We start from the raw sequence: 23,671 nt of genomic DNA, 5'->3' as shown, positions 1-23,671 counted from the left end.
TTAATTTAAAAACTTATTTATTAATGTACAAGGCTAAGCTGTGGATAAGCGCTATATTTTTATAAACATAGTTAAAATCAAAAGACCCCATATTTAGACATTTAAGCCTAAATATGAGGTCTTTTATGATTGTACAAATGAAAATTTTATTTGTTAGCTGATTGTTCAACAGCAACTGCAACAGCAACTGTAGCTCCAACCATTGGATTATTACCCATTCCGATAAGACCCATCATTTCAACGTGAGCTGGAACTGATGATGATCCTGCGAATTGTGCATCTGAATGCATTCTTCCCATAGTATCAGTCATACCGTATGAAGCTGGACCTGCTCCCATGTTATCAGGGTGAAGTGTTCTTCCAGTACCACCACCTGAAGCAACTGAGAAATATTTCTTTCCTTGATTAATACATTCTTTTTTGTATGTTCCAGCAACTGGATGTTGGAATCTTGTTGGGTTAGTTGAGTTTCCTGTTATTGAAACATCAACGCCCTCACTATGCATTATAGCAACGCCTTCTCTAACATCGTCAGCGCCGTAACATCTAACAGCACCTCTTGCTCCATCTGAGTAAGCAGTTTCTTTAACTACTGTAAGCTCTGATGTATAATAATCGAATTTAGTTTGAACATATGTAAATCCGTTTATTCTTGAAATTATAAATGCAGCATCTTTTCCAAGACCGTTAAGTATTACTCTTAAAGGCTCTTTTCTTACTTTGTTTGCAGCAATAGCAAGTCCAATTGCTCCTTCAGCAGCAGCAAAAGATTCGTGTCCTGCAAGGAATGCGAAACATTTTGTTTCTTCTCTTAAAAGCATTGCAGCTAAGTTACCATGTCCTAATCCAACTTTTCTGTCATCTGCAACTGATCCAGGGATACAAAAAGCTTGTAAACCTTCTCCTATTGCTTCAGAAGCTTTGTCAGCTTTAGTACATCCTTTTTTAATTGCGATTGCAGCACCTACTGTGTAAGCCCAACACGCGTTTTCAAAGCAAATTGGCTGAATTTTTCTAACTATATCATAAACGTTTATTCCCTTTTCATCACAAACTGCTTTAGCTTCTTCTATTGTATTCATACCATATTTCTTTAATACTGGTATGATTTGGTCAATTCTTCTTTCATAACTTTCAAATAATGCCATTATGTTTTCCCTCCTTACCTCTTATTCTTGTCTTGGATCGATAACTTTTACAGCTTCTGCAAATCTACCATAACTTGAAGTAGCTTTTTCCATTGCTTCGTTAGCGTCCACGCCTTTTTTGATCATATCCATTACTTTACCAAAGTTTACAAATTCATAACCTATAACTTCATTGTTAGCATCTAGTGCTACATGTTTAACGTAACCTTCAGCCATTTCTAAATATCTTGTTCCTTTAGCCTTAGTTCCGTACATAGTACCAACTTGGCTTCTAAGTCCTTTTCCTAAGTCCTCAAGACCTGCTCCGATAGGTAGTCCACCTTCTGAGAAAGCTGTTTGAGTTCTTCCGTATACTATTTGCAAGAATAATTCTCTCATTGCTGTGTTTATAGCATCACAAACAAGATCAGTGTTTAATGCTTCAAGAATTGTTTTTCCAGGCAGTATTTCTGAAGCCATAGCTGCTGAATGAGTCATTCCTGAACATCCGATTGTTTCTATTAATGCTTCTTCGATAATACCTTCTTTAACATTAAGAGTTAATTTACATGCACCTTGTTGTGGAGCACACCAACCTATTCCGTGTGTTAAACCTGATATATCTTTTATTTCTTTAGATTGTACCCATTTTCCTTCTTCTGGGATTGGCGCTGATCCGTGATTAGGTCCTTTAGCAACGCACATCATACTTGCTACTTCTGTTGAATAAATCATTAAAATTTCTCCTTCCTACACAAATACTTAATTCGTTAATACTTTAACAAAAAAGATATTGTATTGTACATAACAATACATAGTAACTACATAAGTAATTACAACAACCATTTAATTTTAACAAATAAACCTCACAGTAACAACATTTTTTCAAAAAAACATTATTATAAGAGCTGTTTTTATTATTTTTAATCTACTGATTATATAATATAATCTAAATATGTATATTTTTTAACACTCTTTAGAAATATATATGTCAAACTAAAAATACAACTTGACTATAATACATCCCCATGGTATAATTCTTAATGTTGACTTTGCCGATGTGGCGGAACGGCATACGCTCACGACTCAAAATCGTGCGGGAAACCATGTGGGTTCGAATCCCACCATCGGCACCAAGATTTTTTAAGAAACCTGTTAAGTGTTGAAACCATTGTGTTTCATAACTTAACAGGTTTTTATTTTTAATATGTTTAGGTAATTCTAAATCTATTATTTTATTCCAAATAGGTAAAACTAAAGCAATAAATGGACTTACAATGCAAATGCTGTGGATTTTAGTCCCATTATATTTTGCATAAAGTAATTTATTTTATTCTCTTTAGAATTCTTCTACTATTAACCCTCATTTAAGGGTGCATACACATTTTATTTCCTATGATGCAAAATTAAAATATAATAAATTCAAACTCGCCTGTAGCTTATACAATGGCACATTATTATGATTATGCCTATCCTCTCCATTCTCCGCTAATTTTGTGTTTTCTGCAAATTCATGCACATGCGTTTGTATCCCTGTTGAAGACTGTTTGGTTAGGCCATTATTACCTTTATCAAATGTAGGAAGATTAAGTATTTCCTGCTTACTTGGTATTCTATTTACCGGCAATTTATTAATATGCACATTAGCTTCTATTGCTGTAGAATGTGCACCTCCAACATCATGATATGCGATCATCATATTTTTCATATATTATAAATTATAAGTACCCTAAGAATATATAAAAAATCGTCTCAAATTAATAAAATAATATGAAACAATCCCTTAAAATCCAATAACATATCTAATTTAAAATTGTAATGAAATATTTTTCAAAAGTACAATACTTAAAGGATAACTATAACACTACATTATTTAATAGACTCTGAAAAGTCATTCAATAATTATTTATTTTAATGTATCTAAACTGCCCTTCCAGGAATTATTGCATCTAATATTCCTACAACCAAAGCTGCTAATATCGCCCCAATTATGGATACCCTCATATAAGGAACTAAAAATTGAGTGGCATATATTATCACCACAGTGACCAAGAACCCACTTATCCCCCTTCCAAAAGGTGATGCATCAACTCCCATAATTAACTCTACTAAATAATCTAATACAATTATTATAGCTGCAGCTAACAAAAAACCCCACAGCCCATTTATTGTAAAACCTGGTGTTACATATGACGTTATTGATAAAATAATAGCCACATATACTAATCTCCAAATCCAATGTAAACCACCCTTATCGTGGGTATTTTTACTTTTTTCAAAATCTTTGTTATGTGCCATTTATAATTACCTCCATTATCAAAATAATAACTATTTATAAGACATATATAATTTGTTCATATTGTAACTAAATTATTCAATTTTTAAAGAACCTTGTTCGCATTTTCATTTATAATTTACATCACATTCTTTTCAATATGTTAACTAACCCAAGGTTATAGTGCAGATACTTAATATACCATTACCTATATAATTTTGAGTGTTAAAAAGAGCTCCTTTAAGAGCTCTTAAATATTACCTTCGCGTATTTGAAAGTAAATCTGCTACGATATCACATGTAACCGTTATGTAATCAGCTGTCCATAGTGCCCCCGAAGAGTTTATTAAGACTGGTGACAATCCAGAAAGTACATGGGTTTCAATTTCTCCACTTCCCACAGCTTCACGGTTTACCTCGTGACCATTTAACAAATTTATAGTTTCTTCAACTATTTCCATATGACTAAGCTCCTCAGTTCCAATGTCAATAAATAAATCTTTTATTGTTTACTTTGTCACTATATTTATACGCAATATAAAAGAAACACTCATTTGTGAATGTTTCTTTATTAATTCTTGCTCTCTTTATTTCTCTAACTACATGCATAATGTCACAGATTATGCCCCCATTACTGCAAACTTTTTTAATTATATTCTTAATCCCCTGATTTTTGCAAATAATTTCCTTGCTGCCCCTAAATAATAACAACAACAACAATAATAATAATAATAATAATAATATATTGTACGTTCACTTGCTGGAATGCTTAACTCAGCTTCATATTCCCTATTATTGATATCTCCTTTTTCAAGTTCTCTATCTGGCTCTTTAAAATAAACAATTTGGATTTCACCTATGAACATCTTTTGTTTTATTACTAAACAAATTTCATCATTGCCTATATATTTCATTGTTCCCTTGTAGCAAATGTAATAGTTCCTGTGCCATAAGTCTCCATATGTTTTGTATGTCACTAATAATACTGATGAAGAATGTATCAATAATAAATCAGGTAATTATGGTAAAAAAAATCTGTTAATATTTTTTTCAAAATCTGTAACGAAATCTATGTTTTATTTTCTTCATGAATCTTTTTGTGTTAAATTACAAATACTACTAGTGTACTCAAGTACATATGTATTGGAAAACTTAGGAGGTATCATTAGATGGAAACAAAAAACGCTAAACAACATGTTCAAGATGTAACAACTAAGCTTCAAGATGCAAAGAATTGTTTGAACCAAGCACTTAGCTCAGTAGAAAAACCTGAAAATAAACAACAAATTGCAAATACTCTTGACTCAGTAGATATTGCTTTACAAGATGCAAATGCTACACTTTCAAATTACAAGGAATAAATTTTGAGTAAGGAGGAATGTATCTTATATTCCTCCTTAAATTTTGTTATGTCTTATTTTAAGATCCTGAAGCTGCTTTTTGAAATGTGTATCGGTTTACCCAAGTTGGCTATTGAAATATGTATTTCTATTAATCATTATTTTTAAATGGTGAAACTTTGATGTTACTCAAGACTTCTTTTCTTCCAGTTCCTTAGTATTTCTTACCCATTTACTAATCTCATATAGAATTTTAGTTTTCAAAATTTTTTCTACATTTGATTTACTGGACCTTATTTCTTTTGCGATTTGTTCATAAGTTCTATAATCTCTATATCTCATTTGTAATATTGTTTCTTTCTCTTTATATTGCCCTATGGCTCTTTTCATTCCCAACTCTATATTATTTAGGTCAGATTCTTTTTCGTCTATTTCTGCTCCTAATATGCTTATCTCTGTAGCTGTATCTATTATTCTTTTTTCTATCCAAGTTTCCTGCTTAATAAATTCTCTCTGCTTAGTTAGCATACGTTAGAAATTGTCCATAATAGAGGGAGCAATCGTAATTGTGTACTTAAACTTAAAAATGTAAATTAATTCTCAATGTTGCAGCCTCAGAAGATGTTGATGAAAATCTTAACACTGCAGAACGAAATAAACTTATCTCGCTATGTTTCCATAATAAGATAAGTTTATTTTTTATTCAACACTACCCTTGTATATCTTTGTATACAAATATTCTCATTTCACCCCCATATGGATTTGCCAAACTATCTATAAAATGGTCGGTACTGATTTTTTTGAAGATCAATACAATTTCATGCTTGTTTTCCTTCAAACTGTAAATTATATAGTCTTGAATAAATACCATTGATATTAAGTAAGGTTTCATGATCTCCTACCTCTGGAATGATTCCATTATCTAAAACCAAGATTTTATCAGCATGTTGGATGGTGGATAGCCTGTGTGCTACTACCATTGTGCTTCTACCCTTCATAATGATGTCTAAGGCTTTTTGAACTGCATCCTCAGACTCAGAATCCAAAGAGGAGGTAGCTTCATCTAAAAGAAGTATAGGTGCATTCTTAAGTATAGCCCTAGCTATTGCAATTCTTTGTCTTTGCCCCCCTGAGAGGTGTGCTCCTCTTTCCCCAACTTCAGTTCCATAACCAGAAGAAAGCGTCATTATGAACTCATGAGCATTGGCAGACTTTGCTGATTCAATAACTTGTTCTAATGTGGCATTCTCCTTTCCATATGATATATTATCTGCAATTGTTCCGCTAAAAAGATAATTATCTTGAGGAACATATGCTATGAGACTTCTTAACTCTTCAAGACTAAAGGTATTTATATCTTTTCCAAATACCTTTATACAACCTTCTTTAATGTTGTAAAATTTTAAAAGGAGTTTAAACAAAGTACTTTTACCACCTCCGCTGGAGCCTACAATAGCTATAACTTCATTTTTGCCAACCTCTATATTTACACTATTTAAAACATTAGTTTCTTCATATGCAAACTTAATATTTTCAAATTCTATAATTCCATCTTGAGCATCCCTTTCTACATTTTCTAAATTGTTTAATGTTACAGTGGTTTCTTCTTCTTTTATATCTAAAATTTCAAATATTCTATCTATTCCTGCAAGAGAACTTTGAAGCTGGGTCAAAAATACCCCTAAGGAATTAAACATCCACATTACACCATTTAACATCTGGATTATAGCAATAAGTTTCCCAAAAGTAAGCGTGTTATTAATAATAAAGACTATACCTATTACGTAAATACCAATAAAGCTCATATTTCCGAGAAAGCTATTGATGCCATTTAAGAAAGAATTTTTAATTACACGATTTATGGACCACTTTCTAATATCTTCATTATTCATCTTAAACTTTTTCTCCATTAATCCTAATAGATTAAATGATTTAATAACTTGTATACCACCTAAAGTATCTGTAAGGTTTTGATTTAAGGAAGATAATAAATCTTGTATTTTATCACTAACCTTTTTTAAGGGTTTGATAAATATAGTGTTTGAAATTATGGTAGATGCTCCAATTATAACTCCCAAAATGGCCATACGCCAATCAATATAAAATATAACTATAATAGACCCCATACCAGATACAATTGGCATCATTACCATTAAAAGCTGATTACCATAAGCATTTTCAGCAGTTTGAACATCATTTGTTAGCCTTGAAATCAAATCTCCACTATGATTATTTTCAATGTATTTTACAGGAAGCTTTTCTATATGGAAAAATAATATTCTTCGAATTTCACCTGTAGTCTTTTTTATACTGCTATCAAAGGCATAAGATAAAAAAGGAATAATTATTACTAATATACCAAATCCTGTCGCCATAAAAATGATACCTTTCATTAGTGCATTCATGTCTTTACTTAAAAGTGCATCTGTCATTGCCTTTATTCCAACCGCTGAAAAAAAGTTGCAAATAAAATTAATAAAACTAAGTCCAATTAATCCTATGCTATATAGAGGCCAATTTTTCTTTAAAAATTTGGTTATTCTAAATAAATTATTATTTTTTAGCTTTTTTAACATATTATTGCCTCCCTATGCATCTAATTTTCCAATTTTATTTTCAGGTTTGTCAATAAATTGTTTTAAGTAGAGTTGTTTGTATAATGCATCTTTTAGAAATAACTCTTCATGATTACCTTCTTCCACAACACATCCATCATCTATCACAAGTATTCTATCTACATTCTGAATGGTAGATAGTCTATGGGCAACAACTAATGTTGTCCTATTTTCCATAAGCTTCAAAAGTGCATTTTGTACTTCCTTTTCTGACTCTGTATCTAATGCAGAGGTGGCTTCATCTAATAGAAGAATAGGCGCATTTTTAAGGATAGCTCTTGCTATAGCAATTCTTTGCTTTTGACCTCCTGATAACTTGACTCCTCTTTCACCAATTAAAGTATCATATCCCTTAGGCAGTGACATAATAAAATCATCACAATTAGCTAGTTTCGCGGCAGTGGTTATTTCCTCCTTCGAAGCCTGATGATTTCCATATGCTATGTTTACATAAATGCTTTCAGGGAAAAGATAATTATCCTGAGATACTGTAGATATCAAATTTCGCATATCAGTTAGCTTCCAAGATCTAATATCATGATTATATATTTTTATACTACCTTTATTAACGCCATAAAAACCGTTAATTAATTTTAGTAATGTGCTTTTGCCACAGCCGCTACGACCCACTAAGGCCACCGTTTCGCCATTTTTTATATTGAAGCTTAATTCTTTTAAAATATTTTTGTCTTCATTATATGAAAAACACACACCTTCAAATCTTATGGTATGAACTTTAGCGTTAATATTAAATTTAGTACCATTTGTTCTTTCCTTTGCTTCATTCCATATTTCATTTATTCGCTCAGTACCTGCCGAAGCTGACCTAAATCCCTTTATCAGATTAGGAACATTACTCAAAGGATTAACCACGTAGTCTACAAGCTGGATAAATGCTATTAACATCCCGACTGTAATTTCACCATGAACACCTAAATATCCTCCGTAAGCAAAACAAAGAACAAATGGAATTATATTCATAAGGATACCAAAAGGAGATACTATAGCCTCAATTAAACAAGCCTTCAATCCTTTGGAAACAGATTCATTAACAGCCTCATCGTATCTTCCCTTCATATTTTCTTGAAGAACAAAAGATTTTATAACAAGAAGACCAGAAATACAATCTTCTGCTAGAGAATTTACCTTACCTATCTCATCCTGTTGCTGTTTTATATATTTTTGTACCGGCTTGCTTAAAGTTATAGAGAGTACCATCAACAGCGGAATTGAAATTACAGTGAACAAAGCAAGCTTCCAACTTATTATAAATAGATATGTCCCAGATACAATCACTCTTAAGGGAATAGCTAAAAGATCAGCTAATGTACCTTGCAAAAAGTTTTGTATGAGTACTAGGTCAGTATTTATTCTTGAAACTAAATCTCCAGAGGAATGTTTGTCCAAATAAGGAATTGGAAGATTACTAATGTTTCTAAAGGTTTTCTGCCTAATATCAAATAAGCAACACTCTGTAAACCTTCCTGTAAAAAATGCTTTAATAAATTTTATTGCCATATCTAAGAATATTACTGCAAAAAATAAAACTAAAAACTTTTTTAGCGCTATAAAGTTCTTTGCAATAGCTGCATCCGCAATTCCACCTAATGCTTTTGCAAAATATATTCCTATAATAACTTCAACGACAACTGCAAATAAAGTTATTATTATGTAACTTCTATATTTTTTTACAAATGGAAATAAACTTATAACAGCCATCTTTGTGGACGATTTTTTTTTACTCATAAACAACACTCCTCTCAATGCAAAAAATCCACTACCTTGTCCTCTAATGGACTTTTGGATTTTTAGGTTAACGAATAATAGACGCAGTTCGACTATTGGTAGCATATATTTTCTTAATAATTGTTTCTTTTTAATGTTTAATATTTTTTCTATTAAGTATATTTTAATTGTATTGCCTATATCAAATTTCGTCAACTATATTTTGTATTTTTATGAAATAATATATAACATTTCAATATATTGTTTCCATTAGACCATCAGTTATCATTTTTGATATTACTTAAACCCTAGACAAAATCAGCAAATGTTATTCACTGCCTGCGAACTTTTGTTGTTTTATATTCCTGTGATTTTTAATGCCTATAAATCATCATTTACTAAAATTAATTGTTTTAATGATGATTTTAGTGTAAAATGTAGAATAATATCCAACAAGTTACTTATATTTGAATTAATCGCTTTGTTTAACAGTATATATTTAAATGGATAGTTCAGTAGTAGTGTTCACACTTGCGTGTCCTAGAAAATTTTATCTATAAAATAAATAAGATTTCAATATGATATAAATGGGAAATTCGAAATTTACAAAGATACAAGAAAGAAAACTAGTGCACTATTTTACCATGATAATGGCTTAGGAACCGATAAAAGTATAACAACTCCTTATGATTCACAATTTTATGATTTAAAAGAAAAATACAAATATCCATTTGGAAAACATAGTTCTGCACTCAGACTAAAAAATAGCCACTGTGAATTGTGTGGGGCCAATAATATATCGGTAATAGTAATAATGCACTAAGTAAGAAAGCTCACAGAAATAAAATCTGATAAACCCTGGAACATTGCAATGCTAAAAAACAATAGGAAAACTCTAGCAGCATGTGAAATCTGCTATAGCTTAATGCAAATGCAAACCTAAGGTTATATGATTTGTGGAGAGCAACATACATAGAGAAGTGTACGTGTGGTTCGGTGGAGAGTATGTGGGAAAATCATTACTATGATTGCACCCTTTACTTATCCTACTGAATAGTTATACAAGAGGAGCATATTGTAAGTTATACGTGATTATGGATATATTAAGCAGAAAGATGGTAGCTTGGGAAGTTTGCCATGAGGAACTTGGAGAACTAGCATCAGATTTAGTAGAAAGAGCTGTTTTAGCAGAGCAAATTAGTGGAAGACCATTAGTGCTACATTCTGATAATGGAGTTCCTATGAAATCTTACACACCGAAGACAAAGCTTGAAATGCTTGGTATTATGTCATCATATTCAAGACCTAGAGTAAGCAATTATAATCCTTATTCGGAAGCATTGTTTAAGACTTGCAAATATACTTCAAGCTATCCTAAAGATGGATTTACAAATATAGAAGAAGCAAGAGATTTGGTTTACAAATTTGTAAATTGATACAATAATATACATTATCATAGTGGATTGAATTTTGTAACGCCAATGAGTAGGCATACCGGTAATGCCTAATGTATAATTTATCCCAGAAATTAAGTTTATAAATCAGCCAGAGAGTTGCATCCAAAGAGATTTAATAGAGGAGTACGAAACTGGGAATTACCAGAAATCGTGACATTAAATCCGATATCTGAAAATAAAGCGAGTGTTAAGAACATAATTTAGTCTACATAGATCTACATGTTAAATATTAACAACGGCGAATGAAAAATATTATGCGACAAGTATCTTGACAGTCACCGGTACTCTACCGTGGGTATTTGTTTTTTTTTAATAAATCTTGAAGCATATTAAGCTCTAATTCTTTTTTACCAACGAGTTCTCTAAGCTTACGATTTTCATCTTCAAGTGCTCTTTCTTTAGTGCTTGGTTTATATTCGTCTGGCTCAGTAGCATTAATTACATTAAGTTGTCGCTTAAAGGTGGAGAGTGTGGATGGTGATAATTCGTATTTTTTGCAAACCTGGGAATTTGTTAACCCACTATTTAATTCTTCAATAATCTTTATTTTATCATCTAATGTAAATCGTCTTCTTGCCATATTTTTAACCTCCATCTTATATTTTTATGTTAACATGTTCGTTATAAACTGTCGAAGACTATTATGGGTTCAGAATTATATTTGTAATGAATTTTTTAAATAAGATGAACGTTCATCATCATTCATTGCCAATAGTTAATCTCTTATTTTGAATTGGTAATTTCTCAGTTACATTACTTGATTCCACGTTGTCTTCTACATCAATTGTTACTTTTGATTTCAAATACTTCATCAAATAGTCTCTACAATATGATGTTAAATTTTTCAAAATTTGAAATCTGCATCTTTTCCCGAGCTACTTAAGCCAGTGAATCGTATTTTTCGAACAAAATAGCTGTTACACTAATTTCTTAGTGCAACAGTGTCATTATACATTAAACATTCTTGATATACCATTTATCAGTAGCCATACACCAGCAAATCTTACAGGAAAGTATGATAAAGTACCACCCTTTTTAAATAAAAGCATGACTATCTTTTTTATAAATATATTAATCAGTACTCCCAAAACTATCTCTACACATCCTATAATTAACATTGAATTCATATTAAACACCCCTTTTTATTATTTTTTTAAAAACCTTTTTCAGTTTTACTTATAATCTTCATCAGTATTGTAGATACTAATAATCCAACTATGCCAGCAGACCCTAATACAATTATGGTTTGAATTTGTGCTTCCAAAGAGGCGTTATTAAATATGATATCTTTAAGTGATTTTATTCCCCAAGTTTCTGGCATAAATTTTGAAATAATTTGAATTGCTTTTGGCAATTCTAGTTCATCCATTGAGAAGAAGCTTCCTCCAAGAATTCCCGTTAAGGCCATTATTGATGCGCCTATTATAGTAAAGGTTTGATGTTTTTTCACAAAAGGTACAAACACCATTACTATTCCAACTATAGCAAAGAAATATATTGCTAATATGATTACCTCTGGAACAACATTATTAACTATTTTTGCATTCAACGCATATTTTCCAACTAAAAGTATTATTGCTATAATTATCATTCCAAATATATAGTTAGCTATAATTTTGCTTAACAAATATTTCGAATATTTTGTTGGTGTTCCTTTTATTCTATTAGAAGTATTATTTTCTTTTTCCTCTACTAATGTTCTAAATCCTTGGATTGCAACGAACCATAGAAACATTAACAAAAATCCAATTAAACTTTGGGTAATTTTATTCTCTGAATTTTGACCATTTTTTAAATTTTCGTATGAAAATTTAACACTACTATCATTATTTGTTTTTTTAATAAGCTTACTATATAGACTATGATTATTATCACCTAAAATTTTTGAAATGTTTTTTGAATCTAAATTGACCTTTTGCAATGTATTTTCATCGGATATAATAATCTGTGAAAGATTTTCTCCATCAATATTATCATAATTTTCAATAAGAGTAGCATCTAAAGATTCATTATTTTCTAATTTATACTCAAACCCTTTATTAATAACAACTCCAACAGTGATATTATCACTATCTACTTTATTTTTTATTTCACTTTCTGATGAACTTATTAAGTTTAAATCATGTTGATTTTTCATCATTAATATCAATTGTTTTGAAGCTTCACTATTATCTTTATCCGCAAAATATACATTTGTTTTATTCACGCTACTACTTGAATATGATACTAAAAATGTAAGCAGTAACGGTGCTAAAATTATAGCAAAAACTGCTAATCTGTTATTAAATAAGAGTTTTAATTGAATTTTTATCATGTTTAATATATGCATTTTTACCGTCCTCTCTAGATTATTTAATTACATTATTACCCATTAAAGCACTTTTCTTATTGCTTCTAAACTTAATTTTATTACCTTGACTTGCTAAAATTAGCGCTATTAGCACAAATATTACTGTCATACCTAATAATTCAAAAATATCTTTATATATAAAATTAATTCCATTTCCTTCGCAAATCCCAAGATAACAATTAACTGCTTTTCCATTTGGAATTATTTTTTGAATAATTCCAAGGGTATATGGAAAACTATTTTTATTGAAAAGACTTCCTCCAAGAAAACTAAATCCCCATAAAATCGGTGCCATAACACTTGAAACTGCCATATGATCTTTTGCAAGTATTCCAGCACAAACTACAATACTTCCTATGGTAAAACCATAAACAACGGTTATTAGTAAAATTTCAGGTACATTATTGTACTTTACATTGAAAGCTATACCGCTTACAACTATTACCGTAATCATTTGCACTACTATTGCTATTACTATTCCTATAATTTTCCCAAGAATATATTGAAAATTTGACGTTGGTGTTGATTTTATTCTATTCATAGTATTATTTAATTTATCGCTTACTATATTATGGGTAAGCTCAAAAGCTGTTATTATAGAAAACATTACAGTTATTGCAAAAACTTCATATTGCATCATATTTAATGGTTTTGCGTTACTTCTTGTAGCAACTTCTAAAACTTTTGATGACATACTACTAGTATCTTCTATAGAAGTAACTAATTTATTAAGATCTTCTTTGCTTATTGAAGTTTTACTTTTCATCTCATCTTCAGCTTGGTCTTGTTCTACCCTCATTGTAGATATATTCTTATCAAAGCTATTTAAAATAGTTTTTACTATTAAAACATCATCAGATTTACTATTATCACCTAGAACTCCAATCTTGATTTTTTTATTGTTTAAGTAATCTTTTGTAAAATTATTAGGAACATATACAAGTGCTGCCGCAGTTCCATTGCTTACAAGCTCCTTACCTTTAGCATAGCTATTAACTTTTTCTAAATTCATTACTTTTTTTATATCTTTGCTTTTAAATACATCATCTCTTAAAGTTTCAGATAGATTTAAACTTTGATAGTCAGTATCCTCGCTATAATATGCCACATTGAATGTTTTCAATATATTTTTATTACTGCTGTTAAAAACAGATCCAAGTATTAGAATAATTGCAACTGGAAATAATACTAGCTTGAAATAAAATACTTTTGATTTTAATAAGAGTTTTGTATCTAACAAAAACAAATGTAATAACTTATTCATGATTTTTATCCCCCATTCAATTAGTCCCTTAAAGATTTACCTGTGATTTGCAAGAAAATACTTTCCAAATTTACTTCTTCATATTTAAAACTTGATAAATTTATTCCTAGATTTCTTATATCTTCAACAACATTAATAATATTTCTTTTACGCTGATCTACTAATAATGATATCTGATTATTACTTATTCTAACCTTTTCTGTTCCAGCAACATTTTTAACTTTCTCTAAAGCCTCTTTACTAGCTTTGGTATATGTAACTGTCAACTTATCTTTTGACTGTGAATTTTTCTTTAACTCCTCCTTAGTTCCTAGTGCTATCAACTTTCCATGGTCTACAATAGCAACTCTTTTACAAAGATACTCAACCTCTTCCATATAATGACTTGTATAAATTACTGTCATGCCTCTTTCTTTATTTAATTTTTTCACTGTCTCTAGTATATGATTTCTAGACTGTGGATCTATTCCAACTGTTGGCTCGTCTAGAATTAGAAGCTTAGGATTGTTCATCAAAGCAACTCCAATATTAACTCTTCTCTTCATTCCACCTGAAAACTCTCCAACAGTCTGATTTTTTCTATCTTCAAGCTCAATTATCTTTAGGATTTCACTAACCCTTTCTTTTAGTTTTTTTCCTTTCAATCCATAAAGGCATCCAAAAAACTCCAAATTATCTTTTGCGCTTAAAGTGTCATATAAAGCTATATCTTGAGGTACTATTCCCATTACTTTCTTTATTTGTATAGGTTCTTCTCTTAATAATTTATTATCAACTTTTATCTCTCCGCTTGTTGGCGATATTACAGTACTTATCATGGATACTATAGTAGATTTTCCTGCACCATTAGGTCCTAAAAGTCCAAATACCTCACCATCATCAATATTAAGTGAAAGATTGTTCACAGCAGTAAAATCTCCATATTTTTTTGTTATATTCATTAATTCTAACATTTTAACGCCTCCAATTTTCTATAGTTTTATTCTACTTAATAGAGCTTTATTTTACTATTGACTAAAGTAATAGTTTTACATATTACTTTAGTAATAGTTTTACATTTTACCTAGTAATAGTTCTACATATTACTTTAGCAACTATAAACGAACGAATTTGGTAACATATTTTACTATTTAAATTTAAATAGAATTTCAAAAATCAAAAAAACGGATAAAAAATGTCCTTTCTTTTCTGACCCTTTTTACATTTCAATTTCAATTTCAAAAAATATAAATCTACTCCCAAAATTTAAAATATGGTATAGAGGAATTGCTGTGCATAGTGATTTGAAAAATCGCTAATGCAACAGCCCCATCTAATGTCACAGGTAAAATACAAAAAAATTATTCTGATATTTATAATAAAAACTAAGCAATTACGCAGAATTTATACAAATATCAGAATAATTTATTAATGAGAATGACGCTAAATTATTATCGAATAGAATATTAAAGTCATACATAAATGAAAGTATCTGTACATCCTATTTTTCTAACTTCTGTAAAAGCCTTAAGGCATTGTTTTTTTACAGTCTTTCCTGTTTTCTTTGATATTTTGACAGAACATTTTTCTGTATCTTCTTCTTTACCTTTAGCTATGATATTTTATACCTTTCATCATAAACCATAGTTCCTTCAAATTCCGAAATAATACCTATCTCATTGGTAGCTATTGCCAATCTTTTCTTATGCATAGCATAATGCGTAGTATGATTTTTATTTCTCTCAAATGTGTATATTATTTGACACTTAGTTTTATTTAGCCTTATCGCACTCAATGATACAATAACTACTAGATGTTTTTATAACATTCAATAAATTTAATCCTGAACCTTTAATTAGCCTTTCAAACTCATTTTTACTTCTAACACTTCCCCCATGTGTGCAAACCAAAAATAGCAAATCTCTAAATGCTTCTTCTAGAGAAATTTTATCCTCAGAAAGTAAATTCTCAATTATAATAACTCTTCCTTTATCCGACATAGCTTCACTAATATTTTTAAGTATATTCTCTACATGTTCATCATCCCAATTATTTAGTACTTTACTTACTATATATAAATCTCCACCATCTGGGATCTTTTTGAACATATCACCAGCAACCAATTGGTAGCGGTTACCTAATTCTTCATTTTCCATATTATTTTTTGCTCTCTCTATTGTGTCTGGAAGATCAAACAATACACATTTAGAATTATTGCTTGACCTCATTATTTCTGTTATTAATTGTCCCATACCTCCTGCAACATCCACAATTAGATTGAACCTTTCAAAATTATATGCATCCAATAATGAAGGTAAACTTATTCTTGAATAAACCTCCATGGCTTTATCCATAGATTCTAAGTTACTTTTGCCGTCACTATTATTTTCATCATACTTATTACCATAAAACTTTTCAAAAGAAGATTGTCCTTTTTTAATGCTGTAATCCATTTTAAGCATAGATTGTATAACAGTTTCATGCATCAGATATTTCACCATTGGATAAATTGATTTAGGGCTTCCAGGTATGAGAACTTCGCCGTATTCCGTTACTACATAATTACCCTCTTCATCCTTAGTCAATAATCCTATGGCTTGTAATACTCTTAGTAATCTATTCAATTCTGAAGATTTTAAATCCAAAGAATCTGCCAAACCTTCAACTGAAATTTTTTTATCCTTTAATAATGAAAATAAATTAAGATCTACGGCTGTTTTCATTGCAAGGGCAAATCCTACCCCAGATACAAGCTGCATTATAGCAGCTTGCGGATAAACCTTAGATTTTTGTTCTTCATTTTTACTCTTATTAACCATCTCTTAATTCCTCCAATATATTAATATTACTGATTAATTCTTACCCTTACATGAAAATCTTATATATAGGGTATATGTTCCGTAATCTTATTTAAATTCTTTATATAATTGTCAAAAAACACGTTAATTGTGTCTTCCTTAAACTGATTCTTATTATATTCAATATTAATATTCAATCTATTTGTTATAATCATTGTAAATATTTTCAATTTATAACTAAAAACTTCTTCACCACTTATATTTTTTCCACTAGGTAATGTAGATATTTTAAATACATCTGTGTTTAAATCCGTGTCAAAATTGCCCATATGGCTAAACGATATTTCTGGATTTAATTTTAAATTAATGCGTAGTTTTTTATCTAAGCTAGATATATATCTCAAAATGCCATAACCAATACCATCATTGGGAATATTTTTTAAAGATTTATTGAAATATTCTAAGCACAACTTGTAATTTTCTGTTTCAGGAAGCTTAAAAGCTGCTGGATACATTGCAGCAAATCTTCCAACTGTTCTTGAAATATTGACACCTTCTAATATTAAATCTCTACCATGACTTCCCAAATTCACAATAAGATCATTACTTCCGGTCCATTGTTTTATCGTTACCCCTAATGCATACAAAAATATAGCTTCTATTTTTACATCTTTCTTATTTTTAACCAAATTAATTAATCTTTCAGTATCCTCATAATTTAATTTTCTTTGTACAATAAAATTATCCCTTATAAAAGGAGCACCAATTTTATTATCTACAGGTAATTCTACTAATTCAGTATTTTCAACTTCGTCCCAGTAACTTTTTTCACTTAAAAGCTGGCTGCTTTTTGCATATTTATATATATATTCAACCCACTTTTTAAATGAATCTGTTTTATTAGGTAATACAATTTGTTGTTTATTACTTAACTGCGTAAATGCTGTAATAAAATCCTCAAAAATTATTCTCCATGACATATGATCTATAACCATTTGATGTATTACAATCAATAAATGTTCGCCAGCGTTGCCTTTTATAAGTCCAAGTTTTACTAATGGTCCATTCTCTAAATCAATACTTGCATGTATACTATCTATAACATTTTCTGCATCCTTAACAAAATCTTGAGAATTCTCTAAATCAACAACTTTAATATCAAAAAGCTTTCCATCTATTCCTCTATTATACTGATATATCTTGTCACTTTGTCGTTTTAAGATTATTCTAAGAGCATCATGATGTTTAACAATTTCTGTGAAAATCCTCTCGGTATTTTTCTTTCCAAACCCTTCTTTCCTATACAATACAAATGCAAGATTTCTATACCCTAACGTTCTTGTATTACGCTGTAACATCCAAAATTGTATAGGCGAAAAAGGCATTCCTCCTAATACTAAAGAGTTATCAATTTCTTTAGTATTTACCTTTATTTTAGATGAAAGTTCCCCTATTGTTTGATACTTAAATATATCTTTTAATTGCAATGACAGCCTGTATTTATCCATTTTTGCAATTAACTGAATTGCTTTTATTGAATCTCCGCCTAACACAAAGAAGTTATCTTTAATACCTACTTTATCTACTCCAATAATCTCTGCCCATATGTTACATAATATCTCTTGTATTTCATTTTGAGGTGCGATATACTTTTCCTCAATTTTTAACTCTTCTTCAGTATTTGGCAGGAAACTAGTATCTACCTTCCCATTATTGTTTAAATTTATCTTTTGAACAGGTATAATATTTTGTGGAACCATATAATTAGGTAAATGCTCCATAAGATAATCTTTTAAATTTATAGGTTCTATCTCTTCACTGCATGTAATATAAGCGGAAATATACTGTATATTTAGATGGTTTTTTCTGCATAATACAACTGCATCTTTTATGCCTTTATATGATAATATTCTGTTCTTTATTTCGTCTAATTCAATTCTATATCCCCTGATTTTTACTTGGTTATCTTTTCTACCTATAAACTGGATATTTCCATCTTCTGTCCATCTACCTAAATCACCTGTCTTATACATTTTTCTTTTGGAATCTATTATATCCTTAACAAATCTTTCTCTAGTTAATTTTTCATTATTAATATATCCTTTCGCAACACCTTCGCCTGATATACAAATTTCACCCACAACACCTTCAGGTACTAACCTATGTTTTTTATCCAGTATATATATATTATAATTTTTCAGTGGTTTACCAATTGTTATATCCTTTAAAGAATAGGTCTCCTCTGGTTTTATAGTATATGCTGTTGCATCAATACAACACTCTGTTGGTCCGTATGTGTTAGTTATATATGGCTTATTCTCTCCAAAATTATCATAAAATTTTTTTACTTCCTCTAGCAATAATGTTTCTCCTCCTATTATGAAGTGTTTAACATGAATTCTATTATAAAAACACGTATCTGATAAAATGGTAATATAAGAAGGAGTTCCATCAGATATATCAATCTCATTTTCTTTATAAAATCTTATAAGTTCAATTGCATTAGTTCTTATATAATTTGGTATAATATATAACCTGTGTCCTAAAAGAAGAGATGGAAAAATCTGTTTACACGAAGCATCAAATACAAATGGAGCTAATAATGCTAAATTTAAACTGCCTGTATACATACTATAAATTTTTTCCTCAAAAGCTTGTACAAAATTTATTACGCTGCTTTGCTTAATCATTACACCCTTGGGTTTTCCTGTAGAACCCGATGTATATATAACATAGACTAAATCTTCTGGCATAGATAGCTTTCTTAAATTATGTGACTTTCCAAAATATATTTCCTCATCTTCAATACATATTTCCTTTACTTCTGATTGAAATTTATTTTTATTAACATTATCAGTAAGTAATATACGAACATTACTATCATCTAGCATGTATTTTATTCTCTCTTTTGGATAGATTGAATCAATTGGTAAATATGCAGCACCAGCCTTTAATACCCCAAGTATACTAATTATAAACTTTTCAGTACGTTCAACCATAATTCCTATAATTTCATTTCTAGAAACATTATTTTTAATTAGTAAACTAGCAAGCTGATTTGCCTTCTCATTTAATTTCCTATAGGTTAATGATCCATTTACGCCTGTTACCGCAAAATTATTAGGCATTTTCTCTACTTGGGTTTCAAAAATTTCACATATTGTTTTTTCATTTGTACAATCTACCGATATATTATTTCCGAATTCAATAATTTTTTTCTTTTCACTTTTTGAAAGTAGCTTTATATCACTAATAAGATTGTCTTCGTTACTAACCATAAATTCAAGTATATTTAAAAAGTGTTTTACTAACCGCTTAGCTGTGCTTCTTTTAAATAGTTTTGAGCAATAATTAAGTTCAAATTTCATATCATTTTCTTTAGGATATCCATATAGAACCATATCAAATTTAGAAGTGTTGTTTTTATAAGTATAAGGTATGTACTTTACGCCATTTACTTTTATTTCTGTATTTTCTATTGATTGTAGGACAATCATTGCATTAAACAAGGCGTTTACATTCAAATTTCTATCAATTTTGAGTTTATCTATAAGTCTTTCAAAAGGATAATCTTGATTTTCGTAAGCTTTTAAAGTACTGTCTTTTACCTCTAAAAGAAAATCTTTAATTACTTTTTCTTCCGTTGGGTAATTTCTAAACGCCAATGTATTAACAAACATTCCTATCATATTTTCAAGCTCTTTATTACTTCTACCAGAAATAGGTGATCCTATTACTATATCCTCTTGATGTGTATACTTAAGTAGTAATATATTAAATGCGGTCATTAACGTCATAAAAGGAGTAACTTGTAATTTTTCGTTAAGTTTATTAAACTTTAATGCAAGCTCCCTACCTAAATAAAATTCTATCCTCTCTCCATCATAATTTTTAAATGAGGTTCTAGGAAAATCCAGTGGCAAATTAAGAATAGGTAATTCTCCTTTAAATCTATCTTCCCAATATTTTTCTTGTTTTTTCATATCTTCAGATATAAATAACTGATTTTGCCATATTGCGAAGTCTTTAAACTGAATTCTAATTTCTGGCATATCAATATTTTCGTAAAATGAAATAAGTTCTTTTTCAAAAACTTCAACTGATGCACCATCAGCTATAATATGATGCATATCAACCATTAAAAAATGTTTATTACTATCATTTATCCTTGCCAATGAAGCTCTAATAAGTGGTACTTCTTTTAGATCAAATGGTTTTATGAATTTATCAATTAAGTCATCTAGCTCATCATTATTACAATTAAACTTATTTATTTTAAATTTAACATTCTCTTCAATTTTTTGAACCGGTTCACCATTTACAATGTCAAAAGATGTTCTTAAGGTTTCATGCCTTTCTATTACTTTTCTAAAAGCATTTTCAAAACGCAACTCATCTAATATACCATCTATAATTAAAAATAATGGAATATTATATGATATGTCGTTTTTATTTATCTGCTTTAATATAAAAATTCTCTTTTGAGATGACGAAAGAGAATAATATTTAGCTTTCTCAGCTCTAGGTATAATTGAGTACCCAGTCTTTTTTGAATCATTATCAATAAAATCTGCTAACTTTTTAATAGTAGGATTATTAAATAAATCTGAAATTTTAATATTCATTTCCAGTTCTTTATTAATCACATTGGCTATTCTAATTGCTATAATTGAATCTCCACCTATTTCATAAAAATTAGATTCTATATCAATTTGATTAAACCCAAGAGCATTTCCCCATACTTGTCCTACTATAACTTCAAGTTTTGAATATTTATCATCTTTTTTACCAATTAATTTTATATCGATGCTATCACCTTTGTGTGCTACTAAGTGCACTCTTGGTTGCATCCGGATATTAGCCCAATATCGCTCTCTAAGAAAAGGATATGTAGGTATACTAATTCTCCTTCTTTTTTCTCCTATATATATATAGTTCCATTTAATATCAATTCCATTTTCATAGAATTCACCTATTTGGTACAATATTATAATGTCTTCCTTGCCACCTGCTACAAACTCTTCAATTTTTTCATTTGCAAGTTTTATTGAGCCTTCATTACTTATATTAGAAATTTTATTTATATCTTCAACATTTAACAATGATTTGTACAACTCTTTTAACTTTTGCTTAAAATCAGTTTTATCTTTTATAACTATAAACTTTTTATAGTTACATTGCCTCCTACCTGTATTAGCTGTATAACAGAAATCCGATAAACTATAATTTTCTTCTTTATTAGCAAAATCTATGTACTTTTTTACTAACTCTACAAGGGAATTTTTGCTTTTTGCAGAAATAGTTAATATTTCTGGCCCATGCTTTTCTTCTAAATTGTAATTTATTTCTGATACTTCTTGTAAAACAATATGAGCGTTAGTTCCGCTAAACCCAAAGGAACTAACACCTGTTATAACTGGTGTGCTTCCTTTTTTCCATTTAGATACAATATCATTAAAGTATATTGGCGAATTGCTAAAGTCAATAAATGGATTTGGTTCATGAAAACCTATATTAGGAGGAATAACTCCATTTTTTAATGCTAATACAACTTTAATTAAGGATGCCATTCCAGAAACTGCATTTGTATGTCCTATATTAGGTTTTGCTGAACCTATCCCACAAAATTGCTTTTTATCGGTATATCGCCTAAATGCGTTTGTTATACCTTTAATCTCTATTGAATCACCTAATTTTGTTCCTGTTCCATGAGTTTCAATATATTGTATTGATTCTGGATTGATTTTAGCCCTTTTCCATGCCCTAACTAATAAATTTTCTTGAGCTTCTGCACTTGGTGCCGTAATTCCATTTGATGCTCCATCATTATTTATTGCACTTCCCTTAATTACTGCGTAAATATTATCTCTATCCTCAATAGCTTTATTCAAAGGTTTTAAAACTATTGAGGATACACCTTCTCCCCAAGCAGTTCCTTTTGAATTTTTATCAAATACATTTATTTCTCCAGTTTTTGATTCTATTTCCCTCATATCTTGTATTTTAGTAGGTAATAAAAATAAGTTTACCCCACCCGTTATAGCCATTTTACATTCTTTATTTTTTAATGCTTCACATGCCATATGTACTGCAACTAATCCAGAAGAACACGCGGAATCAATAACTAAACTTGGTCCTTTTAGATTTAAAATATAGGATACTCGACTTGCAAGTAATCCTGGAAGATTCCCTGTGGTTACAAGAAAGTCTTCATCTTCTATCAAAGATCCATAATGAGCTTTTAAATCAACACTATGATCATTTCCTACATAAATGCCTGTATCTGAACCATATATTGCCTTTCCAGCATATCCTGAATCCTCAATAGCATTATAAATGACCTCTAATAATAGCCTTTGTTTAGGATTCATTAATTTTGCTTCTTTTGGTGAAATTCTAAAAAATGATGGATCGAATTTATCAATCTCATCTAAAAATCCAGCCTTAAAATATATATCTTCATCCTCTTCATTTAAAATTTGATTTAAGTACTTTTTTCTTTCAAGTGGCACACCTGTAATATTACACCTTCGATTAACAATATTATCCCAATATTCTTCCTTATTTTTTGCTTTTGGAAAGCGACAGCTCATACCTATAATTGCTATATCATTACTTTTATTATAGGGTTTATCTGCTAATTGTTTTAATATTTTTAATGCCATATTCTTTTCAATTTTTTTATCTCTGACTTGCTGTAGTATATATTTTGTTACTATTATATTATCATCCATAATTACA

The 23,671-nt window shown here is 29.7% G+C and carries 16 protein-coding genes, 1 tRNA gene and 3 pseudogenes; 4 read left to right on the top strand and 16 right to left on the bottom strand.

Going from position 1 to position 23,671, the window contains the following annotated elements; translation table 11 throughout:
• Window positions 1-146: 146 nt before the first annotated feature.
• Window positions 147-1,148, bottom strand: coding sequence for a GGGtGRT protein (locus BR66_RS0121140; RefSeq protein WP_026884704.1), 1,002 nt, complete (start codon window positions 1,146-1,148; stop codon window positions 147-149).
• Window positions 1,149-1,169: 21 nt separating this feature from the next.
• On the bottom strand, window positions 1,170-1,862 hold the full coding sequence (locus tag BR66_RS0121135; protein ID WP_026884703.1) for an iron-sulfur cluster assembly scaffold protein: 693 nt from the start codon (window positions 1,860-1,862) through the stop codon (window positions 1,170-1,172).
• 319 nt (window positions 1,863-2,181) lie between these two features.
• On the opposite strand from BR66_RS0121135, the gene BR66_RS0121130 reads away from it, so the two are divergent.
• Window positions 2,182-2,263, top strand: a tRNA-Leu gene (locus BR66_RS0121130).
• 431 nt (window positions 2,264-2,694) lie between these two features.
• Here the strand turns inward: BR66_RS0121130 and BR66_RS26530 are convergent.
• The 4 genes and pseudogenes from BR66_RS26530 to BR66_RS24465 all read right to left on the bottom strand — a co-directional run.
• A pseudogene (locus BR66_RS26530) lies at window positions 2,695-2,826 on the bottom strand (DUF3189 family protein); the annotation flags it as partial.
• A 221-nt stretch (window positions 2,827-3,047) separates the two neighbouring features.
• Window positions 3,048-3,425 carry a phage holin family protein gene (locus tag BR66_RS0121120; RefSeq protein ID WP_026884701.1) on the bottom strand — a complete coding sequence of 126 codons (378 nt, stop codon included), beginning with the start codon at window positions 3,423-3,425 and terminating at the stop codon, window positions 3,048-3,050.
• A 246-nt stretch (window positions 3,426-3,671) separates the two neighbouring features.
• Window positions 3,672-3,908 (bottom strand): annotated as a pseudogene (locus tag BR66_RS24470) (manganese catalase family protein); the annotation flags it as partial.
• Window positions 3,909-4,052: 144 nt separating this feature from the next.
• Window positions 4,053-4,379, bottom strand: a complete 327-nt coding sequence (locus BR66_RS24465; protein WP_207641276.1) for a hypothetical protein — start codon at window positions 4,377-4,379, stop codon at window positions 4,053-4,055.
• Window positions 4,380-4,571: 192 nt separating this feature from the next.
• On the opposite strand from BR66_RS24465, the gene BR66_RS0121100 reads away from it, so the two are divergent.
• Window positions 4,572-4,763, top strand: a complete 192-nt coding sequence (locus BR66_RS0121100) for an EscE/YscE/SsaE family type III secretion system needle protein co-chaperone (RefSeq protein ID WP_026884699.1) — start codon at window positions 4,572-4,574, stop codon at window positions 4,761-4,763.
• Window positions 4,764-4,931: 168 nt separating this feature from the next.
• Here BR66_RS0121100 and BR66_RS0121095 read toward each other — a convergent pair whose 3' ends face one another.
• From BR66_RS0121095 to BR66_RS25000, 3 genes are all read right to left on the bottom strand, one after another.
• The gene (locus BR66_RS0121095) at window positions 4,932-5,270 is read right to left on the bottom strand and encodes a hypothetical protein (RefSeq protein ID WP_026884698.1); all 339 of its coding nucleotides are present in this window, start codon (window positions 5,268-5,270) and stop codon (window positions 4,932-4,934) included.
• 290 nt (window positions 5,271-5,560) lie between these two features.
• Window positions 5,561-7,318 (bottom strand): ABC transporter ATP-binding protein, encoded by a 1,758-nt coding sequence (locus tag BR66_RS0121090; RefSeq protein ID WP_026884697.1) that lies wholly within the window; start codon window positions 7,316-7,318, stop codon window positions 5,561-5,563.
• A 12-nt stretch (window positions 7,319-7,330) separates the two neighbouring features.
• Window positions 7,331-9,103: an ABC transporter ATP-binding protein gene (locus BR66_RS25000; protein WP_026884696.1), complete on the bottom strand. Its 1,773-nt coding sequence runs from the start codon at window positions 9,101-9,103 to the stop codon at window positions 7,331-7,333.
• An 814-nt stretch (window positions 9,104-9,917) separates the two neighbouring features.
• On the opposite strand from BR66_RS25000, the pseudogene BR66_RS26885 reads away from it, so the two are divergent.
• Together BR66_RS26885 and BR66_RS24995 are read left to right on the top strand one after the other, a co-directional pair.
• Window positions 9,918-10,025 (top strand): annotated as a pseudogene (locus BR66_RS26885) (HNH endonuclease); the annotation flags it as partial.
• Window positions 10,026-10,110: 85 nt separating this feature from the next.
• A complete protein-coding gene (locus tag BR66_RS24995) occupies window positions 10,111-10,518 on the top strand; it encodes a DDE-type integrase/transposase/recombinase (RefSeq protein ID WP_278246828.1) in 408 nt (135 codons plus the stop codon).
• A gap of 307 nt (window positions 10,519-10,825) precedes the next feature.
• On the opposite strand, the gene BR66_RS0121075 is transcribed toward BR66_RS24995, so the two are convergent.
• The 7 genes from BR66_RS0121075 to BR66_RS24450 form a co-directional block, all read right to left on the bottom strand.
• The gene (locus BR66_RS0121075) at window positions 10,826-11,119 is read right to left on the bottom strand and encodes a transposase (protein ID WP_026884694.1); all 294 of its coding nucleotides are present in this window, start codon (window positions 11,117-11,119) and stop codon (window positions 10,826-10,828) included.
• 367 nt (window positions 11,120-11,486) lie between these two features.
• Window positions 11,487-11,666: a hypothetical protein gene (locus BR66_RS0121065; RefSeq protein WP_026884693.1), complete on the bottom strand. Its 180-nt coding sequence runs from the start codon at window positions 11,664-11,666 to the stop codon at window positions 11,487-11,489.
• A 26-nt stretch (window positions 11,667-11,692) separates the two neighbouring features.
• The gene (locus BR66_RS0121060) at window positions 11,693-12,868 is read right to left on the bottom strand and encodes an ABC transporter permease (RefSeq protein ID WP_026884692.1); all 1,176 of its coding nucleotides are present in this window, start codon (window positions 12,866-12,868) and stop codon (window positions 11,693-11,695) included.
• Between the two features lie 19 nt (window positions 12,869-12,887).
• Window positions 12,888-14,153, bottom strand: coding sequence for an ABC transporter permease (locus BR66_RS0121055; RefSeq protein ID WP_026884691.1), 1,266 nt, complete (start codon window positions 14,151-14,153; stop codon window positions 12,888-12,890).
• A 20-nt stretch (window positions 14,154-14,173) separates the two neighbouring features.
• A complete protein-coding gene (locus BR66_RS0121050; RefSeq protein ID WP_026884690.1) occupies window positions 14,174-15,106 on the bottom strand; it encodes an ABC transporter ATP-binding protein in 933 nt (310 codons plus the stop codon).
• 798 nt (window positions 15,107-15,904) lie between these two features.
• Window positions 15,905-16,951, bottom strand: coding sequence for a methyltransferase (locus BR66_RS0121040; protein ID WP_026884688.1), 1,047 nt, complete (start codon window positions 16,949-16,951; stop codon window positions 15,905-15,907).
• Between the two features lie 59 nt (window positions 16,952-17,010).
• Window positions 17,011-23,664: a non-ribosomal peptide synthetase gene (locus tag BR66_RS24450; protein ID WP_051624339.1), complete on the bottom strand. Its 6,654-nt coding sequence runs from the start codon at window positions 23,662-23,664 to the stop codon at window positions 17,011-17,013.
• Window positions 23,665-23,671: the final 7 nt, after the last annotated feature.

The organism is Clostridium akagii DSM 12554 (assembly GCF_000686725.1).
GTDB classification, from domain to species: Bacteria; Bacillota; Clostridia; order Clostridiales; family Clostridiaceae; genus Clostridium_I; species Clostridium_I akagii.
This window is presented reverse-complemented; position numbering and strand designations above follow the sequence as displayed.

Bases quoted from the DNA above. Each gene is read 5' to 3' on its own strand.
- BR66_RS0121140 (WP_026884704.1), bottom strand. From the start codon at position 1,148: ATGGCATTATTTGAAAGTTATGAAAGAAGAATTGACCAAATCATACCA.
- BR66_RS0121100 (WP_026884699.1), top strand. From the start codon at position 4,572: ATGGAAACAAAAAACGCTAAACAACATGTTCAAGATGTAACAACTAAG.
- BR66_RS0121055 (WP_026884691.1), bottom strand. From the start codon at position 14,153: ATGAATAAGTTATTACATTTGTTTTTGTTAGATACAAAACTCTTATTA.
- BR66_RS0121090 (WP_026884697.1), bottom strand. From the start codon at position 7,318: ATGTTAAAAAAGCTAAAAAATAATAATTTATTTAGAATAACCAAATTT.
- BR66_RS0121075 (WP_026884694.1), bottom strand. From the start codon at position 11,119: ATGGCAAGAAGACGATTTACATTAGATGATAAAATAAAGATTATTGAA.
- BR66_RS0121120 (WP_026884701.1), bottom strand. From the start codon at position 3,425: ATGGCACATAACAAAGATTTTGAAAAAAGTAAAAATACCCACGATAAG.
- BR66_RS0121060 (WP_026884692.1), bottom strand. From the start codon at position 12,868: ATGCATATATTAAACATGATAAAAATTCAATTAAAACTCTTATTTAAT.
- BR66_RS0121050 (WP_026884690.1), bottom strand. From the start codon at position 15,106: ATGTTAGAATTAATGAATATAACAAAAAAATATGGAGATTTTACTGCT.
- BR66_RS24450 (WP_051624339.1), bottom strand. From the start codon at position 23,664: ATGGATGATAATATAATAGTAACAAAATATATACTACAGCAAGTCAGA.
- BR66_RS0121095 (WP_026884698.1), bottom strand. From the start codon at position 5,270: ATGCTAACTAAGCAGAGAGAATTTATTAAGCAGGAAACTTGGATAGAA.
- BR66_RS0121040 (WP_026884688.1), bottom strand. From the start codon at position 16,951: ATGGTTAATAAGAGTAAAAATGAAGAACAAAAATCTAAGGTTTATCCG.
- BR66_RS25000 (WP_026884696.1), bottom strand. From the start codon at position 9,103: ATGAGTAAAAAAAAATCGTCCACAAAGATGGCTGTTATAAGTTTATTT.
- BR66_RS0121065 (WP_026884693.1), bottom strand. From the start codon at position 11,666: ATGAATTCAATGTTAATTATAGGATGTGTAGAGATAGTTTTGGGAGTA.
- BR66_RS0121135 (WP_026884703.1), bottom strand. From the start codon at position 1,862: ATGATTTATTCAACAGAAGTAGCAAGTATGATGTGCGTTGCTAAAGGA.